This window comes from Streptomyces pluripotens, assembly GCF_000802245.2.
In the GTDB taxonomy this organism is placed as follows: Bacteria; Actinomycetota; Actinomycetes; order Streptomycetales; family Streptomycetaceae; genus Streptomyces; species Streptomyces pluripotens.
In genome coordinates this window covers 1,971,330-1,994,723 of record NZ_CP021080.1, presented here as the reverse complement: position 1 = coordinate 1,994,723, position 23,394 = coordinate 1,971,330, and the positions used below count along the sequence as shown (strand labels likewise).

Below are 23,394 nucleotides of genomic sequence, written 5' to 3'. Positions count from 1 at the left end.
ACACTCTCTCTTGGGGACGGCCACGGCCGCCCGTGAGGACAGGGACGAAGAACACGAGGGGCTTTTGTGGACCCCCGACAAAACCCTATGACGGGGCTTCGCCGTCGGCCAGACGCCCCAGGATGAGCGCGATCCGTAGTGTGAACGCGGATCGTACATCCGAAGGCGACCACCCGGTGACGTCAGTCACACGTCGGAGCCGGTAGCGCACGGTGTTCGGGTGAACGAAGAGCATTCTGGCCGCGCCTTCCAGACTGCTCGCTTGCTCCAGGTAGACACTCAGGGTTTCCAGGAGTGCCGAGCCCGCTTCCTCCAGCGGTCTGTAGATCTCCTCCACCAACTGCTCTCGGGCGCTCGGATCGCCCGCGATCGCCCGCTCCGGCAGCAGATCGTCCGCCAATACCGGCCGCGGCGCGTCCTGCCAGGCCGAACAGGCCTTCAGACCTGCGGCGGCGGCCTGTGCGGACCGCGTGGCGGCCAGCAGGTCGGGTACGACGGGCCCGGCAACGACCGGCCCCGCGGCGTACGGCCCGATCAGCGACTTGGCGACCGCGAGCGGATTGGCGCTGCCCCCGGCGATGACCACCAGCCGGTCTCCGAGCACCCCGGTGAGCACCTGAAGCTTGGCGTGTCGGGCGGCCCGCCGGATGGCCTCGACGGTCAGCTCGCTGTCTCCGTCGGGTGCGGTCCCGAGCACCACACACACGTGTTCGGGCGAGTTCCAGCCGAGCGCGGCGGCCCGACTGACGGCCCCCTCGTCGGCCTCCCCGCTGAGCACCGCGTTCACCACCAGGGACTCCAGCCGCGCGTCCCAGGCACCCCGTGCCTCGGCGGCCTGGGCGTACACCTGGGCGGTGGCGAAGGCGATCTCGCGGGCGTAGACGAGCAGTGCCTCGCGCAGCACACCCTCGTCCCCGGGAGCGGCCACCTCGTCGATGGCGCTTTCCATGACCTCGATGGTGGTCCGCACCATCTCTACGGTCTGCCGCAGTGTGATGGCACGGGTCAGCTCGCGTGGCGCGGTCCCGAAGACGTCCGTGGAGATCGCCTGCGGGGCGTCCGGATGCCGGAACCACTCGGTGAAGGCGGCGATGCCCGCCTGGGCGACGAGCCCGATCCAGGAACGGTTCTCCGGTGGCATGGCCCGGTACCACGGCAGGGTCTCGTCCATGCGCGCGATGGCTTGCGCGGCGAGACTCCCGGAGGACTTCTCCAGCCGCTTCAGTGTGGCGGCGTGCGAGTGGACGTCGTGTGGTGCGGGATCGCTGCTGTGGGATTCGGGTTCGGGCACGGGACAAGACTGCCTTATCCGGACGGGACCGTGCGTCGCCGGGTCGTGGTCAGGCCCCACGAGGGGTCCGGCGAGGTCCCTCTTGGGGGCAGCTGGCCCCCATCCCGGCGCCGCCGGGCCGCAGACCACCCGGTGGAGAATCCGGCGGGTGGCCGGTGACCGGTTTCCCCGAGCCGTCTACGGTGGTGCCCGTGATGGACGTACGGCGCGCGGGCGAGCGCTACCACGGAGGGGACCCAAAGGACGGGATCGACTCCCGCCACGCCTTCTCCTTCGGCCCGCACTACGACCCCGGCAACCTGCGCTTCGGCGCGATGATCGCCTGCAACGAGGAGCGGCTCGCCCCGGGAGCCGGCTTCGACGAACACCCGCACAGCCACACCGAGATCGTTACCTGGGTCGTCGAGGGGGAGCTGACCCACCGCGATTCCGGGGGGCACGAGACCACAGTCCGTCCCGGCGACCTCCAGCACCTCAGTGCGGCGGCGGGCGTCCGGCACATCGAACGCAACGACGGGGACACCCCGCTGGTCTTCATCCAGACCTGGCTGGCCCCGCTGACCCCGGGCGGTACCCCGTCCTACGCACTGGTCCAGGGCATCGCCGACGCCACACCCTACGCCGTCCCCGGGGCCGGCGCCCTGGTGCACGTGCGCCGCCTGGCGCCGGGGGAGCGGACCGTCGTGCCGGACACCGGACCCGTGTATGTGCACGTGGTGCGCGGGCACGTACGGCTGGCCGGTGAGGAGCTGCGCTCCGGGGACTCGGCGCGGATCACGGAGCCGGAGGGCCTGGAGGCGGACGCGGTCGCACCGGCGGAGCTGCTGCTGTGGGAGCTGCCGCGGTGACCTCGGCCGAGGCGCGCTCACCTGAGTCGCTCCCTCGCGGGTTGCCGGGCCGGACAGGGCCGCTTGTCACGGCGGGCCGTTGGGCAGCGGTCAGCGTCCGGCGCGTGACTCCCGGAGCACGGCGTCCGTGAAGGGCGGCCACGCCTCGATCGCCCAGGGGCCGAACGCCCGGTCGGTCAGGGCCACTCCGGCCACCTCGGCGTCCGGGTCGATCCACAGGAACGTACCGGACTGCCCGAAGTGCCCGAACGTACGGGGAGAGGACGAAGAGCCGGTCCAGTGCGGCGACTTGGAGTCGCGGATCTCGAAACCGAGCCCCCAGTCGTTGGGGTTCTGGTGTCCGTACCCCGGAAGGACCCCCTTGGTGCCCGGGTACTGGACGGTCATGGCATCGGCGACGGTACGAGGGTCGAGGAGCCGGGGGGCCTGCACCTCCGCGGCGAAGCGCAGCAGGTCCTCGACGGACGACACACCGTCCTTGGCGGGCGAGCCGACCAGTGTGGTGGACGTCATGCCCAGCGGATCCAGGACCGCCTGTCGCAGATATTCGGCGAACGGGATCTCCGTCGCCCGGGCGATGTGGTCACCGAGTTGTTCGAACCCTGCGTTGGAGTACAGCCGACGTTCGCCGGCCGGGGCCATCACCCGATGCTCGTCGAAGGCCAGCCCGGAGGTGTGTGCGAGCAGATGACGGACCGTGGACCCGGGCGGCCCGGCCGGCTCGTCCAGCTCGATCGCGCCCTCCTCGTAGGCGACGAGCGCCGCATAGGCAGTCAGCGGCTTGGTGACCGAGGCCAGCGGGAATCGGTGCCCGACGGGGCCCCGCGCCCCGAGGACGGTCCCATCGGCTCGTACGACACCCGCGGCGGCGGTGGGGACGGGCCAGTTCTCGATCAGCGCCAGACTCTGCAACGACATGGCAGCGAGCCTATGTGGCTCACAGGGCCAGTCGCATCGAGGGGTCCGGCTTGCGCACGAAACCCAGTGAGGCGTACAGCGGCTCGGCCTCGGCGGATGCGTTGAGGTCGACCTGCCGGGCTCCGCGTGCCCGGAACCACTCCAGCAGTTCGCGCATGCAGGCGCGCGCGTACCCCCGCCGCCTGGCGTCCGGATCCGTCGCGACACTGAAGACGTGACCGACCCGCCCGTGCGGGTTGCCGGCCCGGCCGATGCGGTATGCGAGCGTCCCGGCGACCAGCGCGGCCAGCGCCCCGGGCCGGTCCGGATGATCCACGACGAAGGCCGCGAAATCCCCGCCGTCCTCGGCGAGCCGGTCGTGGAGCGTCGGCAGGGACTCGGCGTGCCAGTCGGCCGGGCCGCCCCCCGACTCGGACATCGAATCGATCATGACTTGGCGCAACCGCAGTACTTCGGCGGCATCCCGGGGCAGGGCCCGGCGTACGGGAGTCATGGGTCGCACGCTAGTCCCCCGCTCCGGGGCCCGTCCTGCGGATTTCTTACCGGGTCGGCTTGCTTGGAGTCCACTCGAAGGCCATAGCGTGGGGGCATGACGGTGATGCAGACCACGCCAGCGGACACCGCGACCGCCACTCCCGCCGACATCTGCTCCGCTCCGCCCCCGCGCCATCCGCGTCCGGACGGCCAGGACCGTTACACGATCAGTGAGGTCGTCGTGTTCACCGGGCTGACCGCGCACACCTTGCGCTGGTACGAACGAATCGGCCTGATGCCGCACGTCGACCGCTCGCACACCGGCCAACGTCGCTACAGCAACCGGGACCTGGACTGGCTGGACCTCGTGACCAAGCTGCGGCTGACCGGCATGCCGGTGGCGGACATGGTCCGGTACGCGGAATTGGTGCGCGAGGGCGAGAACACCTACGCGGAACGGTGGGAGCTGCTGGAGTCGACCCGGACGGATGTGCTGGCCAGGATCGCGGAACTGCGCGACACGCTCGCCGTCCTCGACCGGAAGATCGGCTTTTACGCGGCAAAGACGGCGACCCGCTAGGGGGCGGTCAGAGCTCGGCCAGCAACTCCGCCTTCTTGGCGGAGAACTCCTCGTCCGTGACCAACCCCGCCTGATACAGCTCGCTGAGGTGCCGGATCCGCTCGGCAATGTCGGCGGGATCGCGACGCGCGGGCACCGTCACTGCCGCTGCCGGCCGGTTCCGGGCCGCCGCGAGCACCGCCGCCGCGAACGGCAGCGACTCGTGCACCGGGCCGTACCCGAGCCCGAAGACGACCGAGGCCGGGTCCTGATCCGGCTGGGCCGGCGAGCCCGCCCCGGGCTCGCGCGGAAGCAGCCGCAGATGTCCCTCGAAGACCTCCGGCGAGCGCCACTCCACACCGCTGAGGGCGGTGACCGGGAAACTCTGATCGCCGGCCTTCCACTTTGCCGTGGACGCCCCGGTCCAGGACCAGCGGAACTGCACGGACGTCCCGTCGAAGGTCGCTTTTCCGTCGTACGCCTTGAACTGCAGCGGTGCCTCGGGGGCCGCGATCAGATGCCGGTCCGAGGGGCCGGACTCGGTCAGTCGCTCCTTGAGTGCGTCGGCGTAGTACGCGGCCAGGGTCTCCCGCTCGACGGGCAGGACCAGCCGGTAGGGGTCGGAGCCCTCCTTCAGCTGCCCGGCCGCCGCCTCCATCAGCGGGTCGGCGCCCGAGCGGGGTACAAGGCACAGGACGACGGTGCCGCGCTTGCCCGGAGCGAGCGTCACGTCCTCGATCGCGGACAGCGGGATACGCCGTTCCCCGAGCGCCTGGAAGAGCCTTGGTGTTCGAATACCCCGTTCGTAGCGGATGACTACGGAGTCGGATTCGAACTCCCAGACGGCATGAAATCCCGCCACTACATCACCCATGCGGCTCATCGTATGCGGCACGTGCTCCTCCGTCGCCACCCGCGCAGACCGCACTTCCTGCTGCTTCTACGCGCGTCCGGCCATCGTTGCGGCGGGCAAACCGGCCCGGCAGGGGTCATCCTCGTGTGCACATGTCACCGCGCCGTACGAGCCCACTCCGACCTCGGCGAGGTTGCGCAGGCTGTCCGTACCCGGCTGGAAATAGCCTGCGTGGCCCTGTGCGTCCCGCGCGGCCAGCACCCGTGCTCCGAAGGCCGAGGACACCGGGTCGGCGCCGTGCCCGAGCCCGCCGAACTCCAGGTACGGCACCTCCCGAATCCAGTCGGTGGCATCTCGCATCGCCCAGACGTGGGCCGAGGTGCCCAGGTGGGAAGCGTCCGTGACCCGCATGCCGGGACTCGCGGCAACGGCCATGTCGACCACCCGGGGGGACATCCTGTGCGCCGCGACCCCACAGACCACAGAGCCGTAGCTGTGGCAGAACACCGACACCGGGGCGTGGCCGGGCAGGGCGCGCAGCAGGCTGTTCAGCCGTACCGCACCCTCCTCGGCGCGCAACCCGGTGGCCGCCTCCATGCCGAGCCCACCCGGTGCGGTGTAGTCGGCCCAGGCGATCACGGCCGTACGGGTCGCGGGGCTCGCCGTGCGCTCGGCCGCGTACAGGGCCCTGGCCATGCCGACCGGGGCGCTGTACTTGCGATGCGTCCTCTGGAAGGTGAGCAGGTCGGTGTCGACGCCGGGCACGACGATCGAGATCCGCTGGGCTCGGTCGAGGTTCCCGAACACCTCGGCCACTCGGCCCGAACCCTGGGGATCGAAGGCCAGGATGCGTCGGCCTGGGGCCAGCAGTGACTCGTAGCGGTGCATCCGGCGGCCCGCGTCCCGCTGTCCGGCCGGCCTGAGCCGGCGGTCATGCATGCGCTTCTCCTCGACCGCGCGGGCCTGCTCCAGCGCGATGCGGTTGGCCTCGTAGCGGAGTGTGGCGGGGGCGCCGTTCATGTTGCCGACCGCGAGCGGGTAGCGGTGGGCGAGGTCGCTGCGCTCCTTGGTGGTGAGCGAGGCGAAGAAGCGGCTGAGCCGCTCCGGGCCGGCCTGGGGGCTCGGCAGTGGGAGTCCGTGGAGGTGGCCGTGCTCCCACTTGGTGAGCGAGGCCTGCAGCGCGGCCACCTGGCGGTGACTGCGCAGGGCGGTCCAGCCGGTGGTCGCGAGCATCACGAACACCACGGCCAGGGCCAGTAGCGCCCGCCAGACGTTGAGCGGTGGGGAGGTATCGAAGGAAGTCACTGGGAGGACACACTAGGAGAACGGGAGAGTCGCGAGGTAACCGAGTGATAGGGATCACGTTTCGGTAGACACCGAACACTCTGCCGATGATCTGCCGGACGCTGTCCAGCCGGACCGCTGGATCGCCCTGCCAACGATCTCAGGTGGCGCTCCAGTGCCCGGTCAGCGCTGATCCCACCTGATCGAGGTACGACGCGGTGAGCGCGCGGATCGCCTCCAGGCTGAAGTCGTCGCCTGTGGACCACTGTCGTTCGGTGACCCGGATCACCCCGCCGAACACGGCCACGGCGAGCCGCGGGCGCAGGTCGGTGTCCACGTCCACTCCCTCCCGCTCGGCCAGCAGGCGGGCGATCGTCTCCTCCGTGGCGGCGGAGCGGAGCAGATGGGCGGCGAGCAGTGCGGGTGTCGACTCGATCGTCCGGTACATGCGCAGATACAGCTCGACCGGGACGGCCGACTCGACCGTCCCGCGGATCGCGTCCCAGCCCTCCAGCATCGCCTGCCGTAGCGCCTCCATCGGCGCCTCGTGCGCCGGGCGCGCGCGTACGGCCGCCACGAAGTGCGCCTCCGTCATCTCCTGGACGGCGAAGGCCACGTCCTCCTTGCCGGCGAAGTAGCGGAAGAAGGTGCGCTGTGAGACGTCGACGGCCTCGGCGATCTCGTCGACCGTCGTGTGTTCGTACCCCTGGGTCGTGAAGAGTTCGAGAGCGGTCCGCAGCAGTGCCTCCCGGGTACGCCGCTTCTTGCGTTCACGCAGCGTCTCCATGGCATCTCTCCCGTGACTCCCAACCGCCCCAGCCTATGCGGCGGCATCTTGTCAGTTACCGACTGGTGAATTCGTCTGTCAACTGTCAGCGACTGTCACTAATCTCGAAGGTATGACTAGTCGGACCACCATCGACGCCACGGAGCCCGGAGACCGGGCGTCCGCGGCCCCGTCGGAGCAGGCCCCCACGGGGCTGCGCGGCCAACCGTGGCTCACCCTCCTCACCGTCGCCGTAGGGGTCATGATGGTGGCCCTCGACGGCACCATCGTGGCCATCGCCAACCCGGCGATCGGCAAGGATCTGCATGCCAGCTGGGCCCAGTTGCAATGGATCACCAACGCCTACTTCCTGGCGCTGGCGGTTTCCCTGATCACCGCCGGCAAACTGGGTGACCGCTTCGGACACCGGCAGATCTTCCTGATCGGCGTGACCGGCTTCGCCGCTGCCTCCGGTGCCATCGGCCTGTCGGACAGCATCGCCGCGATCGTCACCTTCCGCGTCTTCCAGGGCCTGTTCGGTGCGCTGCTGATGCCGGCCGCACTGGGCCTGCTGCGGGCCACCTTCCCGGCCGAGAAGCTCAACATGGCGATCGGGGTCTGGGGCATGGTGATCGGCGCGTCGACCGCCGGCGGACCGATCCTCGGAGGTGTCCTCGTCGAGCACGTCAACTGGCAGTCGGTGTTCTTCGTCAACGTCCCGGTCGGTGGGCTCGCCCTCCTCCTCGGCACGGTGATCCTGCTGGACCACCGTGCCCAGAACGCGCCGCGCTCCTTCGACGTCCTGGGCATCGCGCTGCTCTCCGGCGCGATGTTCTGCCTGGTCTGGGCGCTCATCAAGGCCCCGGCGTGGGGCTGGGGCGACGGGAAGACCTGGGCGTTCATCGCCGCCGCGGTGCTCTTCTTCGGCGTCTTCGCCCGCTGGGAGACGAAGATCGCGGAGCCCCTGATCCCGTTGAGCCTGTTCCGCTCCGTACCCCTGTCGGCGGGCGTGGTGCTGATGGTCCTGATGGCCATCGCCTTCATGGGCGGCCTGTTCTTCGTGACCTTCTACCTCCAGAACGTCCACGGCATGCGGCCGGTCGACGCAGGCCTGCACCTGCTGCCGCTGACCGGCATGATGATCGTCGGCTCGCCGCTCGCGGGCGCCGCGATCACCAGGCTGGGTCCGCGCATTCCGCTGGCGGGCGGCATGGCCGCGACCGCGATAGCCATGTACGGGATGTCGACGCTCGACGCCGGTACCGGCAGCGGCCGGATGTCCGTGTGGTTCGCGCTGCTCGGCCTCGGCCTCGCGCCGGTCATGGTCGGTGCCACGGAGGTCATCGTCGGAAACGCGCCGATGGAACTCTCCGGGGTCGCGGGCGGTCTCCAACAGGCCGCGATGCAGATCGGCGGCAGCCTCGGTACGGCCGTGCTGGGCGCGGTGATGGCTTCCAAGGTCGACCGCGTCCTGCCGGAGAACTGGGCGGCCGCGGGTCTGCCGGAGCTCACCCCGGAGCGGTCCCGGGGCGCCGCCGAACTCGTCCAGCAGGGCATCGCCCCGGTGGCCAAGGGCACTTCGGCGCCGATCGCCGCGAAGATCACCGAGGTCGCCCATCACACCTTCATCACCGGTATGAGCCTCGCTTCCCTGGTCGCGGCGGGCGTGGCGGCGGTTGCCATCCTCGTCGCGCTCCTCACCAAGCGCGGTGCGAGCGCAGAGGGGAGTGCGGGCGTCGGTCACCTCTGACGGCCTTTCCTGCCCTTCCGCCTTTCCCCCGAAGTTCGCCTATCAGGGTGACGTCGCTCAAGATTCCTCGCCTCCGGTGCGCGCCGCAGGTCACAGTGGGTCACGTCCTCCGCAGGGCATAGGAGGGAGGGCGACCGGGCCGCGGCGCGCGCTGCCGGAGGGGGCAGCGTGCGCCGGTCGCGACCCCCTCAGGGCCGTTGCTCCTCCCGCTGGGCCGCCAGTCGGGCCACTTCCACCCGCAGGAGCCGAACCTCCTCGACCAGAGAGGCGATTGCCTCCGTCTGGCGCCTCTCCTCCACGTCGTCCTTCTCGAACCGGGAGATGAACCACGCGGCGATGTTCGCTGTCACCACGCCCAGCAGTGCGATACCGGACAGCATCAGGCCGACGGCGATCATCCGGCCAAGGCCGGTCGTCGGCGCGTGATCCCCGTATCCGACGGTCGTCATCGTCGTAAATGACCACCACACCGCATCACCCAGCGTCCGGATGTTCCCCCTCGGTGAATCCCGTTCCACGGACAGCACCGCGAGCGAGCCGAACATCAGCAGCCCGACCACGGAACCGACGACATAGGTGGTCAGTCGAATCTGCGGTGCCATCCGCGCTCGCCGTCCCACCAGCAGCAGCGTCGACACCAGGCGCAACAGCCGCAGTGGCTGGAGGATCGGCAGCACCACGGCGCACAGGTCGGGCCAGTGCCGCCGGACGAACTCACCGCGCCGGGGTGCCAGCGCCAGCCGTATCACGTAGTCCACGGCGAACGCCCCCCACACCACCCACTCCACGACGGTGCACATGGCGGTCAGTGAGTATCCCGCGGAACCGTCCACGATCGGCACTGCGTACGCGACGGTGAACGCCACCGTCAGTGCCAGCAGGGGTCGTTCGGAGTACCGTTCCCAGCGCGCCTGCGGCGAAAGTCGCTCCATGCCCGCATCGTAAAGAAATGGTAAGGGCGGTGGGGAATCGTGCCCCCACCGCCCCGCAGCGCTCGACCGAGCCGCTCACGTCATGCAGGTGTCATGCGTCGCCGCCCGCCGCACCAGGATGGGCTGCCGAGACGTCCAGCAGCTGGTAACGGTCGATCGCCTGCTTCAGCGCGGAGCGGTCCACCTTGCCCTCGCGTGCCAGCTCGGTCAGCACTGCCACCACGATCGACTGGGCGTCGATGTGGAAGAACCGGCGCGCCGCACCCCGGGTGTCCGCGAACCCGAACCCGTCCGCGCCGAGCGACTGGTACGGACCCGGCACCCACCGTGCGATCTGGTCCGGAACCGATCGCATCCAGTCGGACACGGCGACGAACGGGCCCTCGGCACCGCGGAGTTTCCGCGTCACGAACGGCACCCGCTGCTCCTCCTCTGGGTGCAGCAGATTGTGCTCCTCGCACTCCACCGCCTCCCTGCGCAGCTCGTTCCAGGAGGTCGCGGACCACACGCCGGCCCTGACGTTCCACTCCGCCGCGAGGATCCGCTGGGCCTCCAGAGCCCACGGGACCGCCACACCCGACGCCATGATCTGTGCCGGGATCGCGCCGCCTGCGCCCTCCCCGATCTTGTGGATGCCCCTGACGATGCCCTCCACGTCCACGTCCGCCGGTTCGGCGGGGTGCTGGATGGGCTCGTTGTAGACCGTGAGGTAGTAGAAGACGTCCTCGCCGTAGGGGTGTTCGGGTGAGCCGCCGTACATGCGGCGCAGACCGTCCTGCACGATGTGCGCGATCTCATACGCGTACGCCGGGTCGTACGCCACGCACGCCGGGTTGGTGGAAGCGAGCAGCTGCGAGTGACCGTCTGCGTGTTGCAGGCCCTCACCGGTCAGCGTCGTGCGTCCGGCGGTCGCACCCAGTACGAATCCGCGCGCCAGTTGGTCGGCCATCTGCCAGAACTGGTCGCCGGTGCGCTGGAAACCGAACATCGAGTAGAAGACGTACACCGGGATCAGCGGCTCGCCGTGCGTGGCGTACGCCGAGCCCGCCGCGATCAGGGAGGCCGTGCAGCCGGCCTCGGAGATCCCGTCGTGCAGCATCTGACCGGTGGGAGACTCCTTGTAGGCCAGGAGCAGGTCCCGGTCGACCGCCTCGTACTGCTGGCCTAGCGGGTTGTAGATCTTCGCGCTCGGGAAGAAGGAGTCCATGCCGAAGGTGCGGTATTCGTCCGGCGCGATCAGTACGAACCGCTTGCCGATCTCCTTGTCCCGCATGAGGTCCTTCAGCAGTCGCACGAACGCCATGGTTGTGGCGATCGCCTGCTGACCGGAGCCCTTCTTCACGGTCGCGTACGTCTTGTCGTCGGGTAGGGCGAGCGGCTTGGCGCGCACGATCCGGGTCGGCACGTACCCACCGCACTGCTTGCGCCGGTCGTGCATGTACTGGATCTCTTCCGTGTCCCGGCCCGGGTGGTAGTACGGCGGCGGGCCGGACTCCAGCTCCTTGTCCGAGATCGGCAGGTGCAGGCGGTCCCGGAAGCGCTTCAGGTCGTCGACCGTCAGCTTCTTCATCTGGTGCGTGGCGTTGCGGCCCTCGAAGTTGGGGCCCAGCGTCCAACCCTTGACCGTCTTGGCCAGGATCACCGTCGGCTGGCCCTTGTGCTCGACGGCGGCCTTGTAAGCGGCGTAGATCTTGCGGTGGTCGTGACCGCCGCGGCCCAGCATCAGGATCTGGTGGTCGGTCATGTTCTCGACCATCGCGCGCAGCCGGTGGTCGTCGCCGAAGAAGTGCTGGCGGATGTACGCGCCGGTCTCGGTGGCGTACGTCTGGAACTGGCCGTCCGGGGTCGTGTTCATCTTGTTGACCAGCACACCGTCCCGGTCCTGGGCGAGCAGCGGGTCCCAGGAGCGGTCCCAGATCAGCTTGATCACGTTCCAGCCGGCGCCCCGGAAGACCGACTCCAGTTCCTGGATGATCTTGCCGTTACCGCGTACCGGGCCGTCGAGCCGCTGCAGGTTGCAGTTGACCACGAAGGTCAGGTTGTCCAAGCCCTCCCGGGCGGCCAGCGTGAGCTGGCCGAGTGACTCCGGCTCGTCCATCTCGCCGTCGCCGAGGAACGCCCACACGTGTGACCGGGAGGTGTCGGCGATGCCACGCGCCTCCATGTAGCGGTTCATCCGTGCCTGGTAGATGGCGCCGAGCGGGCCGAGGCCCATGGAGACCGTCGGGAACTCCCAGAAGTCCGGCATCGAGCGCGGGTGCGGATAGCTGGACAGGCCGTTGGGGTGTTTCGACTTCTCCTGGCGGAAACCGTCCAGCTGGTCCTCGGCGAGCCGGTCGAGCAGGTATGCGCGTGCGTAGATACCGGGGGAGGCGTGGCCTTGGAAGAAGACCTGGTCGCCGCCGCGGCCGTCGTCCTTGCCCCGGAAGAAGTGGTTGAAGCCCACGTCGTAGAGCGAGGCGGAGGAGGCGAAGGTGGCGATGTGGCCGCCGACGCCGATACCCGGGCGCTGGGCTCTGGAGACCATCACGGCCGCGTTCCAGCGGGTTGCATTGAGGATCCGGCGCTCGATCTCCTCGTTGCCCGGGAAGAAGGGCTCGCTCTTGGTGGGGATCGTGTTGACGTAGTCCGTGCTGCGCATCTCGGGCACGGCCACGCGCCGCTCGCGTGCCCGCTCGATCAGGCGCAGCATGAGGTAGCGGGCCCGTTCCCGGCCTCGCTCGTCGACGGCGGCGTCGAGGGAGTCGAGCCACTCCTGAGTTTCCTCGGGATCGAAGTCAGGAACCTGACTCGGAAGGCCGCCAATGATGATCGGATTGCGATCGGATCCGGAAGCCACGCTGTTCCTTACCTGTCGGAGGGCCGCTATTTCCCGTGTTGCTTCTCGTGTCTACACCGTTCCCCATCGTGTACCTCGGGAAGGCGTGCGTCATCTCCACTCCGGGGTGACCGAGGTGCATGAACGGCCGAACGCAACGATACGCGCGCAATGTGATGCACCTGGCAAGGTTGTTCGAGGCGCGTAATGCCGGATGATTCCGAACCGTGCAAACCGGGCACATCGGTGTGATGTGGGCCACATGGGATTGGGATGCCGTGCTAGGAGTTGCGACGACACGGCCGGGATCGTCACTGTTTCGGCGGTCCCGGCGGCCGGGTACTTGCGCGATCCGCCCGGTCCGTGTGGACTACGGCCAATGCTTCGCGCACGCGCGTGGCTGAGATACTCACCAAGACATGATCAGGAGGCAACCCGTGAGCGCGACCGCGGACCACGCGGAGGAGCGGACGAACCCTGCCGCCAGGCTGGGGTTCCAGCCCGGGCAGGTGGTCCAGGAGATCGGCTACGACGACGACGTCGACCAGGAACTCCGTGAGGCCATCGAGGGAGCCGTCGAAGGCGACCTGATGGATGAGGAGTACGACGACGTGGCCGACGCCGTTGTGCTGTGGTTCCGTGACGATGACGGAGACCTGACGGATGCGCTGGTGGATGCCACCACGTACATCGAAGAGGGTGGCGCGATCCTGCTCCTCACGCCGAAGACCGGCCGTACGGGGTACGTGGAGCCGAGCGACATCCAGGACGCTGCCACGACGGCCGGTCTGACGGCGTCGAAGAGCGTCAGCGTCGGCAAGGACTGGAGTGGCTCGCGGCTAGCGACACCGAAGGCGGCCAAGTCCAAGAAGTGACCGTTTCGTCACCACCGGACGGGCTGGTTTGCCACCCGGCCCGTCCGGAATCCCGGTCCCGCCCGTCCGGAACCCCCGGGTCCCGTCCAGGATCTTCGGTGATCGCTGCGTAGGGTGGAGCCGAGCGTGTGCTCTGCTCTCACCCGAACAGCCCACCGAAGGGATGCATGACGATGGCGATCCAGGTCGGCGACAAGGCGCCCGACTTCGAGCTCAAGGACAACCACGGCCGCACCGTGAAGCTCTCGGACTTCCGGGGCGACAAGAACGTGGTCCTGCTCTTCTACCCCTTCGCCTTCACCGGCGTGTGCACCGGGGAGCTGTGCGAGCTGCGCGACAACCTGCCGAAGTTCTCGGACCGCGACACCCAGCTGCTCGCCGTCTCCAACGACTCCATCCACACCCTGCGCGTCTTCGCCGAGCAGGAGGGCCTGGAGTACCCGCTGCTCAGCGACTTCTGGCCGCACGGCGGTGCCTCGCGCGCGTACGGCGTCTTCGACGAGGACAAGGGCTGCGCCGTGCGGGGTACGTTCATCATCGACAAGGAGGGCGTCGTGCGGTGGACCGTGGTCAACGGCCTGCCGGACGCCCGCGACCTGAACGACTACGTCAAGGCGCTTGACGCTCTGTAGAGCGACCGCGGGCCGGTGCGGGCCGGGCAGTGGGTCGACACCTGCGATTCCTCGGCTCCATGGTCTGCAGGGGGCGGGAACCCGTCACTAGGATCAGCACGTTGATCCCATATCCGAAGCACGACGGGGCTTCCCGCCCCTGAACACCACATGGAGGACCCGTGGGAGTCAGCCTCAGCAAGGGCGGCAACGTATCGCTGACGAAGGAGGCCCCGGGCCTGACCGCAGTCATCGTCGGTCTCGGGTGGGACGTCCGTACCACGACCGGTGCCGACTTCGATCTCGACGCCAGCGCGCTGCTGCTGAACAATTCCGGCAAGGTCGGCAGCGACCAGAACTTCGTCTTCTTCAACAACCTCAAGAGCCCCGACGGCTCGGTCGAGCACACCGGTGACAACCTCACCGGTGAGGGCGAGGGCGACGACGAGCAGATCAAGGTCAACCTGGCCGGCGTACCGGCCGACGTCGAGAAGATCGTGTTCCCGGTGTCGATCTACGACGCCGAGAACCGCCAGCAGTCCTTCGGCCAGGTCCGCAACGCCTTCATCCGCGTCGTGAACCAGGCCAACCAGCAGGAGATTGCCCGCTACGACCTGAGCGAGGACGCCTCCACCGAGACCGCCATGGTCTTCGGTGAGCTGTACCGGCACGGCGCGGAGTGGAAGTTCCGTGCCATCGGCCAGGGCTACGCCTCGGGCCTGCGCGGCATCGCCCAGGACTTCGGCGTCAACGTCTGACGTCCGGGGTCCCGCATCCGTCCGGCGTCGCGCCGCTTGCGGCCGGCGCCGGACGCGCAGGACAGCCAGGAAAGCACCACTAGGGGAGGACCAGCATCATGGGCGTCACGCTCGCCAAGGGAGGCAATGTCTCCCTTTCCAAGGCCGCACCGAACCTCACCAACGTCATGATCGGGCTGGGCTGGGACGCGCGTTCCACCACCGGCGCCCCCTTCGACCTGGACGCCAGCGCGCTGCTGTGCGGCGCCGACAACCGGGTCCTGGGCGACGAGTGGTTCGTGTTCTACAACCAGCTCAAGAGCCCCGACGGCTCCGTGGAGCACACCGGTGACAACCTCACGGGTGAGGGCGAGGGCGACGACGAGTCGATCCTGGTGGACCTCACCAAGGTGCCGCCGCAGTGCGAAAAGATCATCTTTCCGGTCTCGATCCACATGGCGGACGAGCGCGGCCAGACCTTCGGACAGGTCTCCAATGCCTTCATCCGCGTGGTCAACCAGGCCGACGGCCAGGAGCTGGCCCGCTACGACCTCAGTGAGGACGCCAGCACCGAAACGGCCATGATCTTCGGCGAGCTCTACCGCTACCAGGGCGAATGGAAGTTCCGTGCGGTGGGGCAGGGGTACGCGTCCGGGCTGCGGGGCATCGCTCTAGACTTCGGAGTCAATGTTTCGTAAAGCTGGGTACGGCTCGGGGGAGACCCGTACCGACACGATGGGGTAGCCAGTGCTTCTGAAAACCTTCGGCTGGTCGTTCGCGGTCACCGCGCTCGGTCTGGTCGCGGCGGCGTTCTACGGGGGGTGGACCGCCTTCGGAATCGTGGCGATCCTAGCCGTCCTGGAGATCTCGCTGTCCTTCGACAACGCGGTGGTCAACGCCGGAATCCTGAAGAAGATGAACGCCTTCTGGCAGAAGATCTTCCTCACGGTCGGCGTCCTCATCGCGGTCTTCGGTATGCGGCTGGTCTTCCCCGTCGTCATCGTCGCGATCAGCGCCAAGATGGGGCCGATCGAGGCGGTCGATCTCGCGTTCAACAACAAGGACCGCTACCAGCAGCTGGTCACCGACGCCCACCCGGCGATCGCAGCCTTCGGTGGCATGTTCCTGCTGATGATCTTCCTCGACTTCATCTTCGAGGACCGGGACATCCATTGGCTGCGCTGGATCGAGCGGCCCCTGGCCAAGCTCGGCAAGGTCGACATGCTGTCGGTCTGTATCTCGCTCATCGTCCTGCTCATCACCTCCTTCACCTTCGCCACCCACGCCCACCAGCACGGCGGCGTCCACGTCGACAAGGCGCAGACGGTGCTGATCGCCGGCATCGCCGGCCTGATCACCTACATGGTCGTCGGCGGCCTGTCCGGATACTTCGAGGACAGGCTTGAGGAAGAGGAGGAGCACGAACACGAGGAGGAGGAAGCGGCCGCCCGCACCGGTAAGAAGCGCTCGGCGGTCGCCCTGGCCGGCCAGGCCGCGTTCTTCATGTTCCTCTACCTGGAGGTCCTGGACGCCTCCTTCTCCTTCGACGGCGTGATCGGCGCCTTCGCCATCACCAACGACATCGTCCTGATGGCCCTCGGCCTCGGCATCGGCGCGATGTATGTCCGCTCGCTCACGGTGTACTTGGTCCGCCAGGGCACCCTCGACGACTACGTCTACCTGGAGCACGGCGCTCACTACGCCATCGGTGCCCTGGCGATCATCCTCATGGTCACCATCCAGTACGAGATCAACGAGGTCATTACCGGTCTCGTCGGTGTCGTCCTGATCGCCTGGTCCTTCTGGTCGTCCGTCCGCCGCAACCGTGCGCTGGCGGCCGCGGGGGAGAGCCCGGACGAGAAGGCCGAGGTCTCCTCGGGGGTCTGACCCGGTCCCTGCCGGGGCACCTGCGGGTAGATCGGGGGTGTGACGGGGTGTGACACCCCTTCGGATGAGGAACGCTCTGTGCGGGGCGGCCGACGTGGTCGGCCGCCCCGCAGGCGTTTGGCACGAGTACCCGGGGGCGGGAATGGGTTTCTTCGACGGGCTGCTGGGCGGGCGCGCTGCCGACTTCGACTCGGGCAGCGCCTCGACCAACGCCATCGAACTCAACAGGCGGCACCAGACGGTGTCGCTCACCAAGCAGGACGCGGCCACCGGCCATCTGCGCGTCAATCTCACCTGGCGGATGAGGACCTCCGACCTCGATGGAGCCCAGCGCACCAGCCTGCTGCGGCACCCCTTCAAGGCGCTGAAGCCGCCGGAGGTGCTGGGGCATGGACAGAGCATGGTCGACGTCGACCTCGACCTCGGCTGTCTGTACGAGCTGACCGACGGCACCAAGGGAGTGGTCCAGCCGCTCGGCGGCTATCTCGGCGACGTCAACGCACCGCCGTACATCAAGCTCAGCGGCGACGACCGCTTCGGTTCGGCCTCCGGTGAGACCATGTACGTCAACCTCGACCACCGCGACGCCATCAAACGGTTGCTGGTCTTCGTCTACATCTACGACCAGACACCGGCGTTCGACCGTACGCAGGCGGTGGTCACGCTGTACCCCAGCAGCGGCCCGCGGATCGAGATAGGCCTGGACGAGCGGCACCCAGAGGCCCGCTCCTGCGCCGTGGTCATGATCGAGAACGTCAAGGGAGAGATGGTCGTCCGCCGCGAGGTGAAGTTCGTCTACGGCTTCCAGGGCGAGCTGGACCGGCTGTACGGGTGGGGACTCCAGTGGGGCCGGGGCTACAAGACCAAGGCGGGGAGGTAGCGTCCCGGGCCCCGCCTACCGTCCGATGAACTGCGGCCCCTGCGGCGGCAGCCGGAAGTCCGGATCCGGCGCGGTCGACACCGGCTGGGGCGGTGGCGCCGGCTGCGGATGGTCGTAGGCGGGCTGGTTCGGTACCACTGCCGCCTGTTCCGCGGGGAGCGGCACGGTCGCCGCTTCCGGACCGGGCTGCTCCCCCGCCGCCTCCGACTCGTCCACGGAGATGCCGAAGTCCGTGGCGAGACCCTTCAGACCGTTTGAGTAGCCCTCGCCCAGCGCGCGGAACTTCCAGCCCTCCCCGCGCCGGTACAGCTCGCCGCAGATCAGCGCCGTCTCCGCGCCGGTCTCCGGCTTGATGTCGAACCGGGCCAGCGGTTCCTTGCCGGTGCCCGCGGCGTCATACAGCGCAATGCCCAAGGCGGGCACCTGGTCGAAGGCCACGCCGTCCGCGGAGGCCACCAGGAGGATCTGGCTGACGTCCCGCTCGACGCCGGAGAGATCTGCCTGGATGGTGTCGGTCAGCCCCTCGGCAACACGCTTCTTGCCGAGCCGCCACACCTTTCCCGAGGGGTGTCGGGGCTGGTTGTAGAAGACAAAGTCCTCGTCGGAGCGCACACGGCCGTCGGCGCCCAACAGCAGCGCCGAGGCATCCACATCCGGTACCCCCTGGCCGGGCGTCCAGCGCAGCACGGCGCGCACCGTGGCAGCCTTCAGCGGGACGTTCGACCCCTTCAGCATCGCGTGCGTCATGCGGTCATCCTGCCCTCTCGCTCCTGGCCGCGACAATGCGGGGGTATCGGCACCGGCACGGGCGAGTTACTGGAAATTCATGCCCGTAGGGAACCCCCGACACGGATCCCTACGTACTATTACCGGCCACCTTTTACCGAATCCACAGACTCGGCTCGTATCCTGAGGGAGTTCTATGCGTCATTTCGGGCATATCGCCCCCGAGGTGCGGCAGCGCCTCTTCCACCGGGAACCGAGCGAATTCACCGCCGACGCCCCGGCCCGGCTGCTCGCCGCGGCCCTGGGCGCCACGCTGTACAGTCCGGCCACCCGGCCGCGGCTCGCCGACGACATCGTCAAGCGAGCAGGAGACGGCGTGGTCTCGATGGTGCTGTGCCTGGAGGATTCGATCGACGACGCGGACGTCGCGGCGGGCGAGGAGAACCTGGTCCGGCAGTTCACCGACCTCGGTTCCCTCTCCCGGGCCGCCGGTTCCGCTCCACCAGGGGACACCCCCGGTGGAGCGGACCTGCCCCTGCTGTTCATTCGGGTCCGCACTCCGAGGCAGATCCCGGACCTGGTACGTCGCCTCGGCCCCTCCGCGCGGCTGCTGTCCGGATTCGTACTGCCGAAGTTCACCGAGGAACGCGGCATCCCCTTCCTGGAAGCCCTGACCGACGCCGAAGCCGCGAGCGGACAACGGCTGTTCGCGATGCCCGTCCTGGAGTCACCCGAACTGCTCTACCGGGAGACCCGCGTGGACACCCTGGAGGGCATCTTCCGCGCGGTCGACAAGTACCGGGACCGGGTCCTCGCGTTGCGCCTCGGCGTCACGGACTTCTGCTCCTCCTACGGCCTGCGCCGCGCCCCCGACATGACCGCGTACGACGTGCAGATCGTCGCCTCGGTCATCGCCGACGTCGTGAACATGCTGGGCCGTGCCGACGGCACCGGGTTCACCGTCACCGGGCCTGTGTGGGAGTACTTCCGCATGTCCGAGCGCATGTTCAAGCCCCAACTCAGGCAGAGCCCCTTCCTTGAGGTGCAGGCCGCCGAACTGCGCGAGACGCTCATCGAACACGCCATGGACGGACTGCTCCGGGAGATCTCCCTGGACCAGGCCAACGGACTGCTGGGCAAGACCTGCATCCACCCCTCCCACGTGTTGCCGGTCCACGCGCTCTCTGTGGTCAGCCACGAGGAGTTCTGCGACGCCGAGGACATCCTGCGGCCGGAACGCGGCGGCGGGGGCGTACTCCGGTCGGCCTACACGAACAAGATGAACGAAGTGAAGCCGCACCGCGCCTGGGCCGAGCGGACCCTGCTCCGTGCAGAGGTGTTCGGCGTCGCCAACGAAGACGTCGGCTTCGTGGAACTGCTGGCCGCCGGGATATCCGGCTGACCCTCCCAACCCAAGGAACGCATGAAGAACGCAGTGAACGACGGGGTCTGGTCCGGTCGTTGGGTCGCCGAGCGGCTCGGCGTCGAACTCGTGGGCGACGAGCGTCTGCCGGCCCTGCTCGGACTCGCCCTGCGCCGCAACCCCAAGCGGGCCCACCTGCTGGTCTCGAATGTGCTGGGCAAGCACGTTCCCCAGTCCCCTTCGGTGATCTACGGCCACGGATTCTGTCTGGGGCGTCGCGTCCGTGAACTGCTCGGTGCGAGCGAGGCCGCCTCGGCAGTCGTGTTGGGCTATGCGGAGACCGCCACCGGACTCGGTCACTGCGTCGCCGACGGCCTGGGCCCGGCCCCGTACCTGCACTCCACGCGCCGCCCGGTGGCAGGTGTGGCCCGTGCGGGCGGCTTCGAGGAGTCCCACTCCCACGCCACCTCCCACCTATTGCTCCCCGAGGACCCCACCCTGCTGGCCGGAGACGGCCCGCTGATCCTGGTCGACGACGAGTTCTCCACCGGCAACACGATCCTCAACACCATCCGCGATCTGCACGAACGCCATCCGCGCCGGCGGTATGTGGTGGTCGCCCTGGTCGACATGCGCTCCACCGAGGACACGTCCCGCCTCCAGCGGTTCGCCGCGGGCATCGGTGCCCAGGTAGATGTGATCGCCGCCGCCTCCGGGGCGGTGCTGCTGCCCCGGAACGTGCTGGAGAAGGGGCAGCAACTGGTTGCCCGGCACGAAGCCGTCCAACAGACGTACGAGCGGGCACCCGAGCACCGCGGCCGGGTCGCCCGCCTCGACCTGCGCTGGCCGGGCGGCCTGCCCGACGGCGGCCGGCACGGTTTCACCCAGGCACACCGGAACCGCCTGGAGGCCGCGCTGCCCGCCATGGCCGCGCGGATCGCCGCCGCCCTGCCCCACGACTCCGGCCGGGTGCTGGTCCTCGGCTTCGAGGAACTGATGTACGCCCCACTGCGCCTGGCGGGCGAACTGGAACGGCTTGTTCCAGCCGAGGTGTGCTTCTCCACCACCACCCGCTCACCCGTCCTCGCGCTGGATGACCCCGGCTACGCGATACGCACCCGCCTCGCCTTCCCCGCCCACGACGACCCGGCGGATGGCCCCGGCGAGCGCTACGCCTACAACGTCGCGGGCGGCGGCTTCGACAGCGTGGTCGCGGTGGTCGACTCGGCCGCCGACACCCCCGCCCTGCACGCGCCCGACGGCCTGGCGGCGCGCCTGGCGGCGCACGCTCCACACGTCCTGCTCACGGTGGTCCCCTCCTACGTCCCCGAGTCCCCCCTCCCCGAGTCCCCCGTCCCCGAGTCCCCCCTCCCCGAGTCCCCCGTCCCCGAATCCGATTCCCCCGTCCCCGAGCCCACGCACGTTCCCGAAAGGCCGGCCATGCTGCCCGAGCCCCTCCGTGGCCCCGCGTTCTCCTCGTACCCGCCCGATGAGGTCGGCTGGCTGCTGCAGGACCTCTCCGACGTCACCCTGGAGGCACCGACCGAGGAGCGGGAGGAGGCCATCCAGAGCGGCGGCGCCCACTACGCCGAGTCGCTGCCCGTGGAGTACCAGCCCAGTGAGGAGTACCAGGAGCTCTTCCACGCGGCTCTGGACGCCTCGACCCTCCGGCTCGCCCGGGCGGTCGCCGTGGTCACCGAAACCGTCATCGCCGAGCGGTCGCCACGTCCGGTGCTGGTCTCGCTGGCCCGCGCGGGCACCCCGGTCGGCGTGCTGATGCGCCGCTGGGCGCGGTTCCGGCACGGCCTCGAACTCCCGCACTACGCCGTCTCGATCGTCCGCGGGCGGGGCATCGACACGAACGCGCTGCGCTGGCTGGCCGCCCATCACGACCCACAGGACATCGTCTTCGTCGACGGCTGGACGGGCAAGGGCGCCATCACCCGTGAACTCGCCGAGGCCATTGGGGAGTTCGAGGCGAAGGAGGGCGTCACCGGCATCGACCCGGAGATCGCCGTGCTCGCCGACCCCGGTTCCTGCGTGCGCACCTACGGCACCCGCGAGGACTTCCTCATTCCGTCCGCCTGTCTCAACTCCACCGTTTCCGGACTGATCTCGCGTACGGTCCTGCGCGCGGACCTGGTCGGCCCGGACGACTTCCACGGCGCGAAGTTCTACCGCGGCCTCGCCGCTGCCGACGTCTCCGTGGCCTTTCTCGACGCCGTCTCCGCCCGTTTCTCGGAGGTCTGCGACGGCGTCGGCACCGAGGTCCGGGAACTGACGGCCGAGGACCGCACCCCGACCTGGGCGGGCTGGCGGGCCGTCGAGCGGATCAGCGAGGACTACGGCATCCACGACGTGAACCTGGTCAAACCCGGTGTCGGTGAGACCACCCGGGTGCTGCTGCGCCGCGTGCCGTGGAAGATCCTCGCCCGCACGGGCGCCGGTGCCGACCTCGACCACGTACGCCTGCTGGCCGCGCAGCGCGGGGTTGTGGTGGAGGAGGTCGGCGACCTGCCGTACACCTGTGTCGGACTGATCCACCCCAAGTACACGCGGGGAGCCACCGGAGCCGACGGCAGGGCGGTGAACGCCTGATGCCGGTGTTGGTGGCGAGTGACCTCGACCGTACGCTGATCTACTCCGCGGCGGCCCTGGCCCTGACCATGCCCGATGCACGGGCGCCACGGCTGCTGTGCGTGGAGGTGCACGAGGCCAAGCCGTTGTCCTATCTGACGGAGACCGCGGCCCAACTGCTGACCGACCTCGGCGACACCGCCGTCTTCGTGCCCGCCACGACCCGGACCCGCAGGCAGTACCAGCGCATCAACCTGCCGGGCCCGCCCCCCAGGTACGCCATCTGTGCCAACGGCGGCCATCTGCTGGTCGACGGGGTCACCGACGCCGACTGGCACCGCGCGGTGCTCACCAGGCTCGCCGAGGCATGCGCGCCGCTGGCGGAGGTGCGCGAGCACCTGCTGCGGTCCGCCGACCCGGCCTGGGTGCGCAAGCACCGGGTCGCCGAGGACCTCTTCGCCTACCTCGTCGTCGAGCGCGAGCTACTGCCCGAGGACTGGGTGAAGGAGCTGGCGGTGTGGGCGGAGCACCGGGGCTGGACCGTCTCGCTCCAGGGCCGCAAGATCTACGCCGTCCCCCAGCCGCTCACCAAGAGCGCGGCCGTCCGTGAGGTCGCCCGCCGCACCGGCGCGGAGCTGACGCTGGCGGCCGGGGACTCCCTCCTCGACGCCGACCTGCTGCTCGCCGCCGACCGCGGCTGGCGTCCCGGCCACGGCGAACTGGCCGGCACCGGCTGGACCGCCCCCGGGATCAGTGCGCTGCCCGAACGTGGGGTGCTGGCCGGGGAGCGGATCGTACGGGAGTTCCTGAAGGCGGTCCGGCAGCGGGGCTGATCCGCAGAGCCGGGCTCAGCCGCAGCATCCCCCGCCGCAGCAGCCGCCGCCCCCGCCCGCCCGGGGGGCCGGGGCGGGGGCGGGGGCGGCGGAGGCGCCGCCCACGGCCACGGTCGACAGCAGCTTCACGGTGTCGTCGTGGCCTTCGGGGCAGGTGGCGGGGGCGGCGGACTCCGCCATGGGCCGGGACAATTCGAATGAGTCGCCGCAGGTCCGGCAGCGGTATTCGTAGCGAGGCATGGACCCAGATTAACCGGCGTGTCCGCAGTCACAGCGTGTCGATGTTTCATGAGTGTTCGTTTCTCCCCGACACTAGTGCGAAGAATTTGCAAAGATCGCTGGTACCTTTGCAGCGCCGCGACGGGCCGTGAGGCCGGGGGAGAGCGGAGCCGCAAGGCCGGGGGGAAATAGG

General features: G+C 69.1%; 22 protein-coding genes. 12 read left to right on the top strand and 10 right to left on the bottom strand.

The window, feature by feature from the left end; translation table 11 throughout:
- Positions 1-85 precede the first annotated feature (85 nt).
- Positions 86-1,291, bottom strand: a complete 1,206-nt coding sequence (locus tag LK06_RS08845; protein WP_039654506.1) for a PucR family transcriptional regulator — start codon at positions 1,289-1,291, stop codon at positions 86-88.
- 194 nt (positions 1,292-1,485) lie between these two features.
- Between LK06_RS08845 and LK06_RS08840 the strand changes: the two genes are divergently transcribed.
- The gene (locus tag LK06_RS08840; protein ID WP_039654505.1) at positions 1,486-2,139 is read left to right on the top strand and encodes a pirin family protein; all 654 of its coding nucleotides are present in this window, start codon (positions 1,486-1,488) and stop codon (positions 2,137-2,139) included.
- A gap of 90 nt (positions 2,140-2,229) precedes the next feature.
- On the opposite strand, the gene LK06_RS08835 is transcribed toward LK06_RS08840, so the two are convergent.
- Entirely contained in the window at positions 2,230-3,057 is an 828-nt protein-coding gene (locus LK06_RS08835; protein WP_039654504.1) for a serine hydrolase domain-containing protein, read from the bottom strand.
- Positions 3,058-3,076: 19 nt separating this feature from the next.
- A complete protein-coding gene (locus LK06_RS08830) occupies positions 3,077-3,550 on the bottom strand; it encodes a GNAT family N-acetyltransferase (protein WP_052270071.1) in 474 nt (157 codons plus the stop codon).
- Between the two features lie 96 nt (positions 3,551-3,646).
- Between LK06_RS08830 and LK06_RS08825 the strand changes: the two genes are divergently transcribed.
- On the top strand, positions 3,647-4,111 hold the full coding sequence (locus tag LK06_RS08825; RefSeq protein WP_039654503.1) for a MerR family transcriptional regulator: 465 nt from the start codon (positions 3,647-3,649) through the stop codon (positions 4,109-4,111).
- 7 nt (positions 4,112-4,118) lie between these two features.
- On the opposite strand, the gene LK06_RS08820 is transcribed toward LK06_RS08825, so the two are convergent.
- The 3 genes from LK06_RS08820 to LK06_RS08810 form a co-directional block, all read right to left on the bottom strand.
- The gene (locus tag LK06_RS08820; RefSeq protein WP_039654502.1) at positions 4,119-4,964 is read right to left on the bottom strand and encodes a DUF4429 domain-containing protein; all 846 of its coding nucleotides are present in this window, start codon (positions 4,962-4,964) and stop codon (positions 4,119-4,121) included.
- A gap of 66 nt (positions 4,965-5,030) precedes the next feature.
- Entirely contained in the window at positions 5,031-6,248 is a 1,218-nt protein-coding gene (locus LK06_RS08815) for an alpha/beta hydrolase (protein WP_043433379.1), read from the bottom strand.
- A gap of 139 nt (positions 6,249-6,387) precedes the next feature.
- Positions 6,388-7,014 carry a TetR family transcriptional regulator gene (locus tag LK06_RS08810; RefSeq protein WP_039654500.1) on the bottom strand — a complete coding sequence of 209 codons (627 nt, stop codon included), beginning with the start codon at positions 7,012-7,014 and terminating at the stop codon, positions 6,388-6,390.
- A gap of 112 nt (positions 7,015-7,126) precedes the next feature.
- Between LK06_RS08810 and LK06_RS08805 the strand changes: the two genes are divergently transcribed.
- Positions 7,127-8,743, top strand: coding sequence for an MFS transporter (locus tag LK06_RS08805; RefSeq protein WP_039654499.1), 1,617 nt, complete (start codon positions 7,127-7,129; stop codon positions 8,741-8,743).
- A gap of 188 nt (positions 8,744-8,931) precedes the next feature.
- On the opposite strand, the gene LK06_RS08800 is transcribed toward LK06_RS08805, so the two are convergent.
- Positions 8,932-9,675, bottom strand: a complete 744-nt coding sequence (locus LK06_RS08800) for a potassium channel family protein (protein WP_039654498.1) — start codon at positions 9,673-9,675, stop codon at positions 8,932-8,934.
- 91 nt (positions 9,676-9,766) lie between these two features.
- Entirely contained in the window at positions 9,767-12,514 is a 2,748-nt protein-coding gene (aceE, locus tag LK06_RS08795; protein ID WP_039654497.1) for a pyruvate dehydrogenase (acetyl-transferring), homodimeric type, read from the bottom strand.
- 416 nt (positions 12,515-12,930) lie between these two features.
- On the opposite strand from aceE, the gene LK06_RS08790 reads away from it, so the two are divergent.
- The 6 genes from LK06_RS08790 to LK06_RS08765 all read left to right on the top strand — a co-directional run bounded on the left by LK06_RS08790 (position 12,931) and on the right by LK06_RS08765 (position 17,483).
- The gene (locus tag LK06_RS08790) at positions 12,931-13,368 is read left to right on the top strand and encodes a DUF3052 domain-containing protein (RefSeq protein WP_039654496.1); all 438 of its coding nucleotides are present in this window, start codon (positions 12,931-12,933) and stop codon (positions 13,366-13,368) included.
- A 173-nt stretch (positions 13,369-13,541) separates the two neighbouring features.
- Positions 13,542-14,000, top strand: coding sequence for a peroxiredoxin (locus LK06_RS08785; protein WP_039654495.1), 459 nt, complete (start codon positions 13,542-13,544; stop codon positions 13,998-14,000).
- A 161-nt stretch (positions 14,001-14,161) separates the two neighbouring features.
- Positions 14,162-14,737, top strand: a complete 576-nt coding sequence (locus LK06_RS08780; protein WP_039654494.1) for a TerD family protein — start codon at positions 14,162-14,164, stop codon at positions 14,735-14,737.
- 98 nt (positions 14,738-14,835) lie between these two features.
- On the top strand, positions 14,836-15,414 hold the full coding sequence (locus LK06_RS08775) for a TerD family protein (protein WP_039654493.1): 579 nt from the start codon (positions 14,836-14,838) through the stop codon (positions 15,412-15,414).
- Between the two features lie 49 nt (positions 15,415-15,463).
- Positions 15,464-16,603: a DUF475 domain-containing protein gene (locus tag LK06_RS08770; protein ID WP_039654492.1), complete on the top strand. Its 1,140-nt coding sequence runs from the start codon at positions 15,464-15,466 to the stop codon at positions 16,601-16,603.
- Between the two features lie 142 nt (positions 16,604-16,745).
- On the top strand, positions 16,746-17,483 hold the full coding sequence (locus tag LK06_RS08765) for a TerD family protein (protein ID WP_039654491.1): 738 nt from the start codon (positions 16,746-16,748) through the stop codon (positions 17,481-17,483).
- Between the two features lie 15 nt (positions 17,484-17,498).
- On the opposite strand, the gene LK06_RS08760 is transcribed toward LK06_RS08765, so the two are convergent.
- Entirely contained in the window at positions 17,499-18,230 is a 732-nt protein-coding gene (locus LK06_RS08760) for a TerD family protein (RefSeq protein WP_039654490.1), read from the bottom strand.
- Between the two features lie 175 nt (positions 18,231-18,405).
- Between LK06_RS08760 and LK06_RS08755 the strand changes: the two genes are divergently transcribed.
- Genes LK06_RS08755 through LK06_RS08745 form a run of 3 tightly spaced genes read left to right on the top strand, consistent with a single transcriptional unit; the run spans position 18,406 to position 22,982 of the window.
- Positions 18,406-19,611, top strand: coding sequence for an HpcH/HpaI aldolase/citrate lyase family protein (locus LK06_RS08755; RefSeq protein WP_039654489.1), 1,206 nt, complete (start codon positions 18,406-18,408; stop codon positions 19,609-19,611).
- A 21-nt stretch (positions 19,612-19,632) separates the two neighbouring features.
- Positions 19,633-22,170, top strand: a complete 2,538-nt coding sequence (locus tag LK06_RS08750; RefSeq protein WP_086083216.1) for a phosphoribosyltransferase — start codon at positions 19,633-19,635, stop codon at positions 22,168-22,170.
- Positions 22,170-22,982, top strand: coding sequence for an HAD family hydrolase (locus LK06_RS08745; RefSeq protein ID WP_039654486.1), 813 nt, complete (start codon positions 22,170-22,172; stop codon positions 22,980-22,982). The genes LK06_RS08750 and LK06_RS08745 overlap by 1 nt, the downstream gene beginning before the upstream one ends.
- A 15-nt stretch (positions 22,983-22,997) precedes the next feature.
- On the opposite strand, the gene LK06_RS08740 is transcribed toward LK06_RS08745, so the two are convergent.
- Positions 22,998-23,222: an FmdB family zinc ribbon protein gene (locus tag LK06_RS08740; protein ID WP_039654485.1), complete on the bottom strand. Its 225-nt coding sequence runs from the start codon at positions 23,220-23,222 to the stop codon at positions 22,998-23,000.
- Between the last annotated feature and the right edge of the window lie 172 nt (positions 23,223-23,394).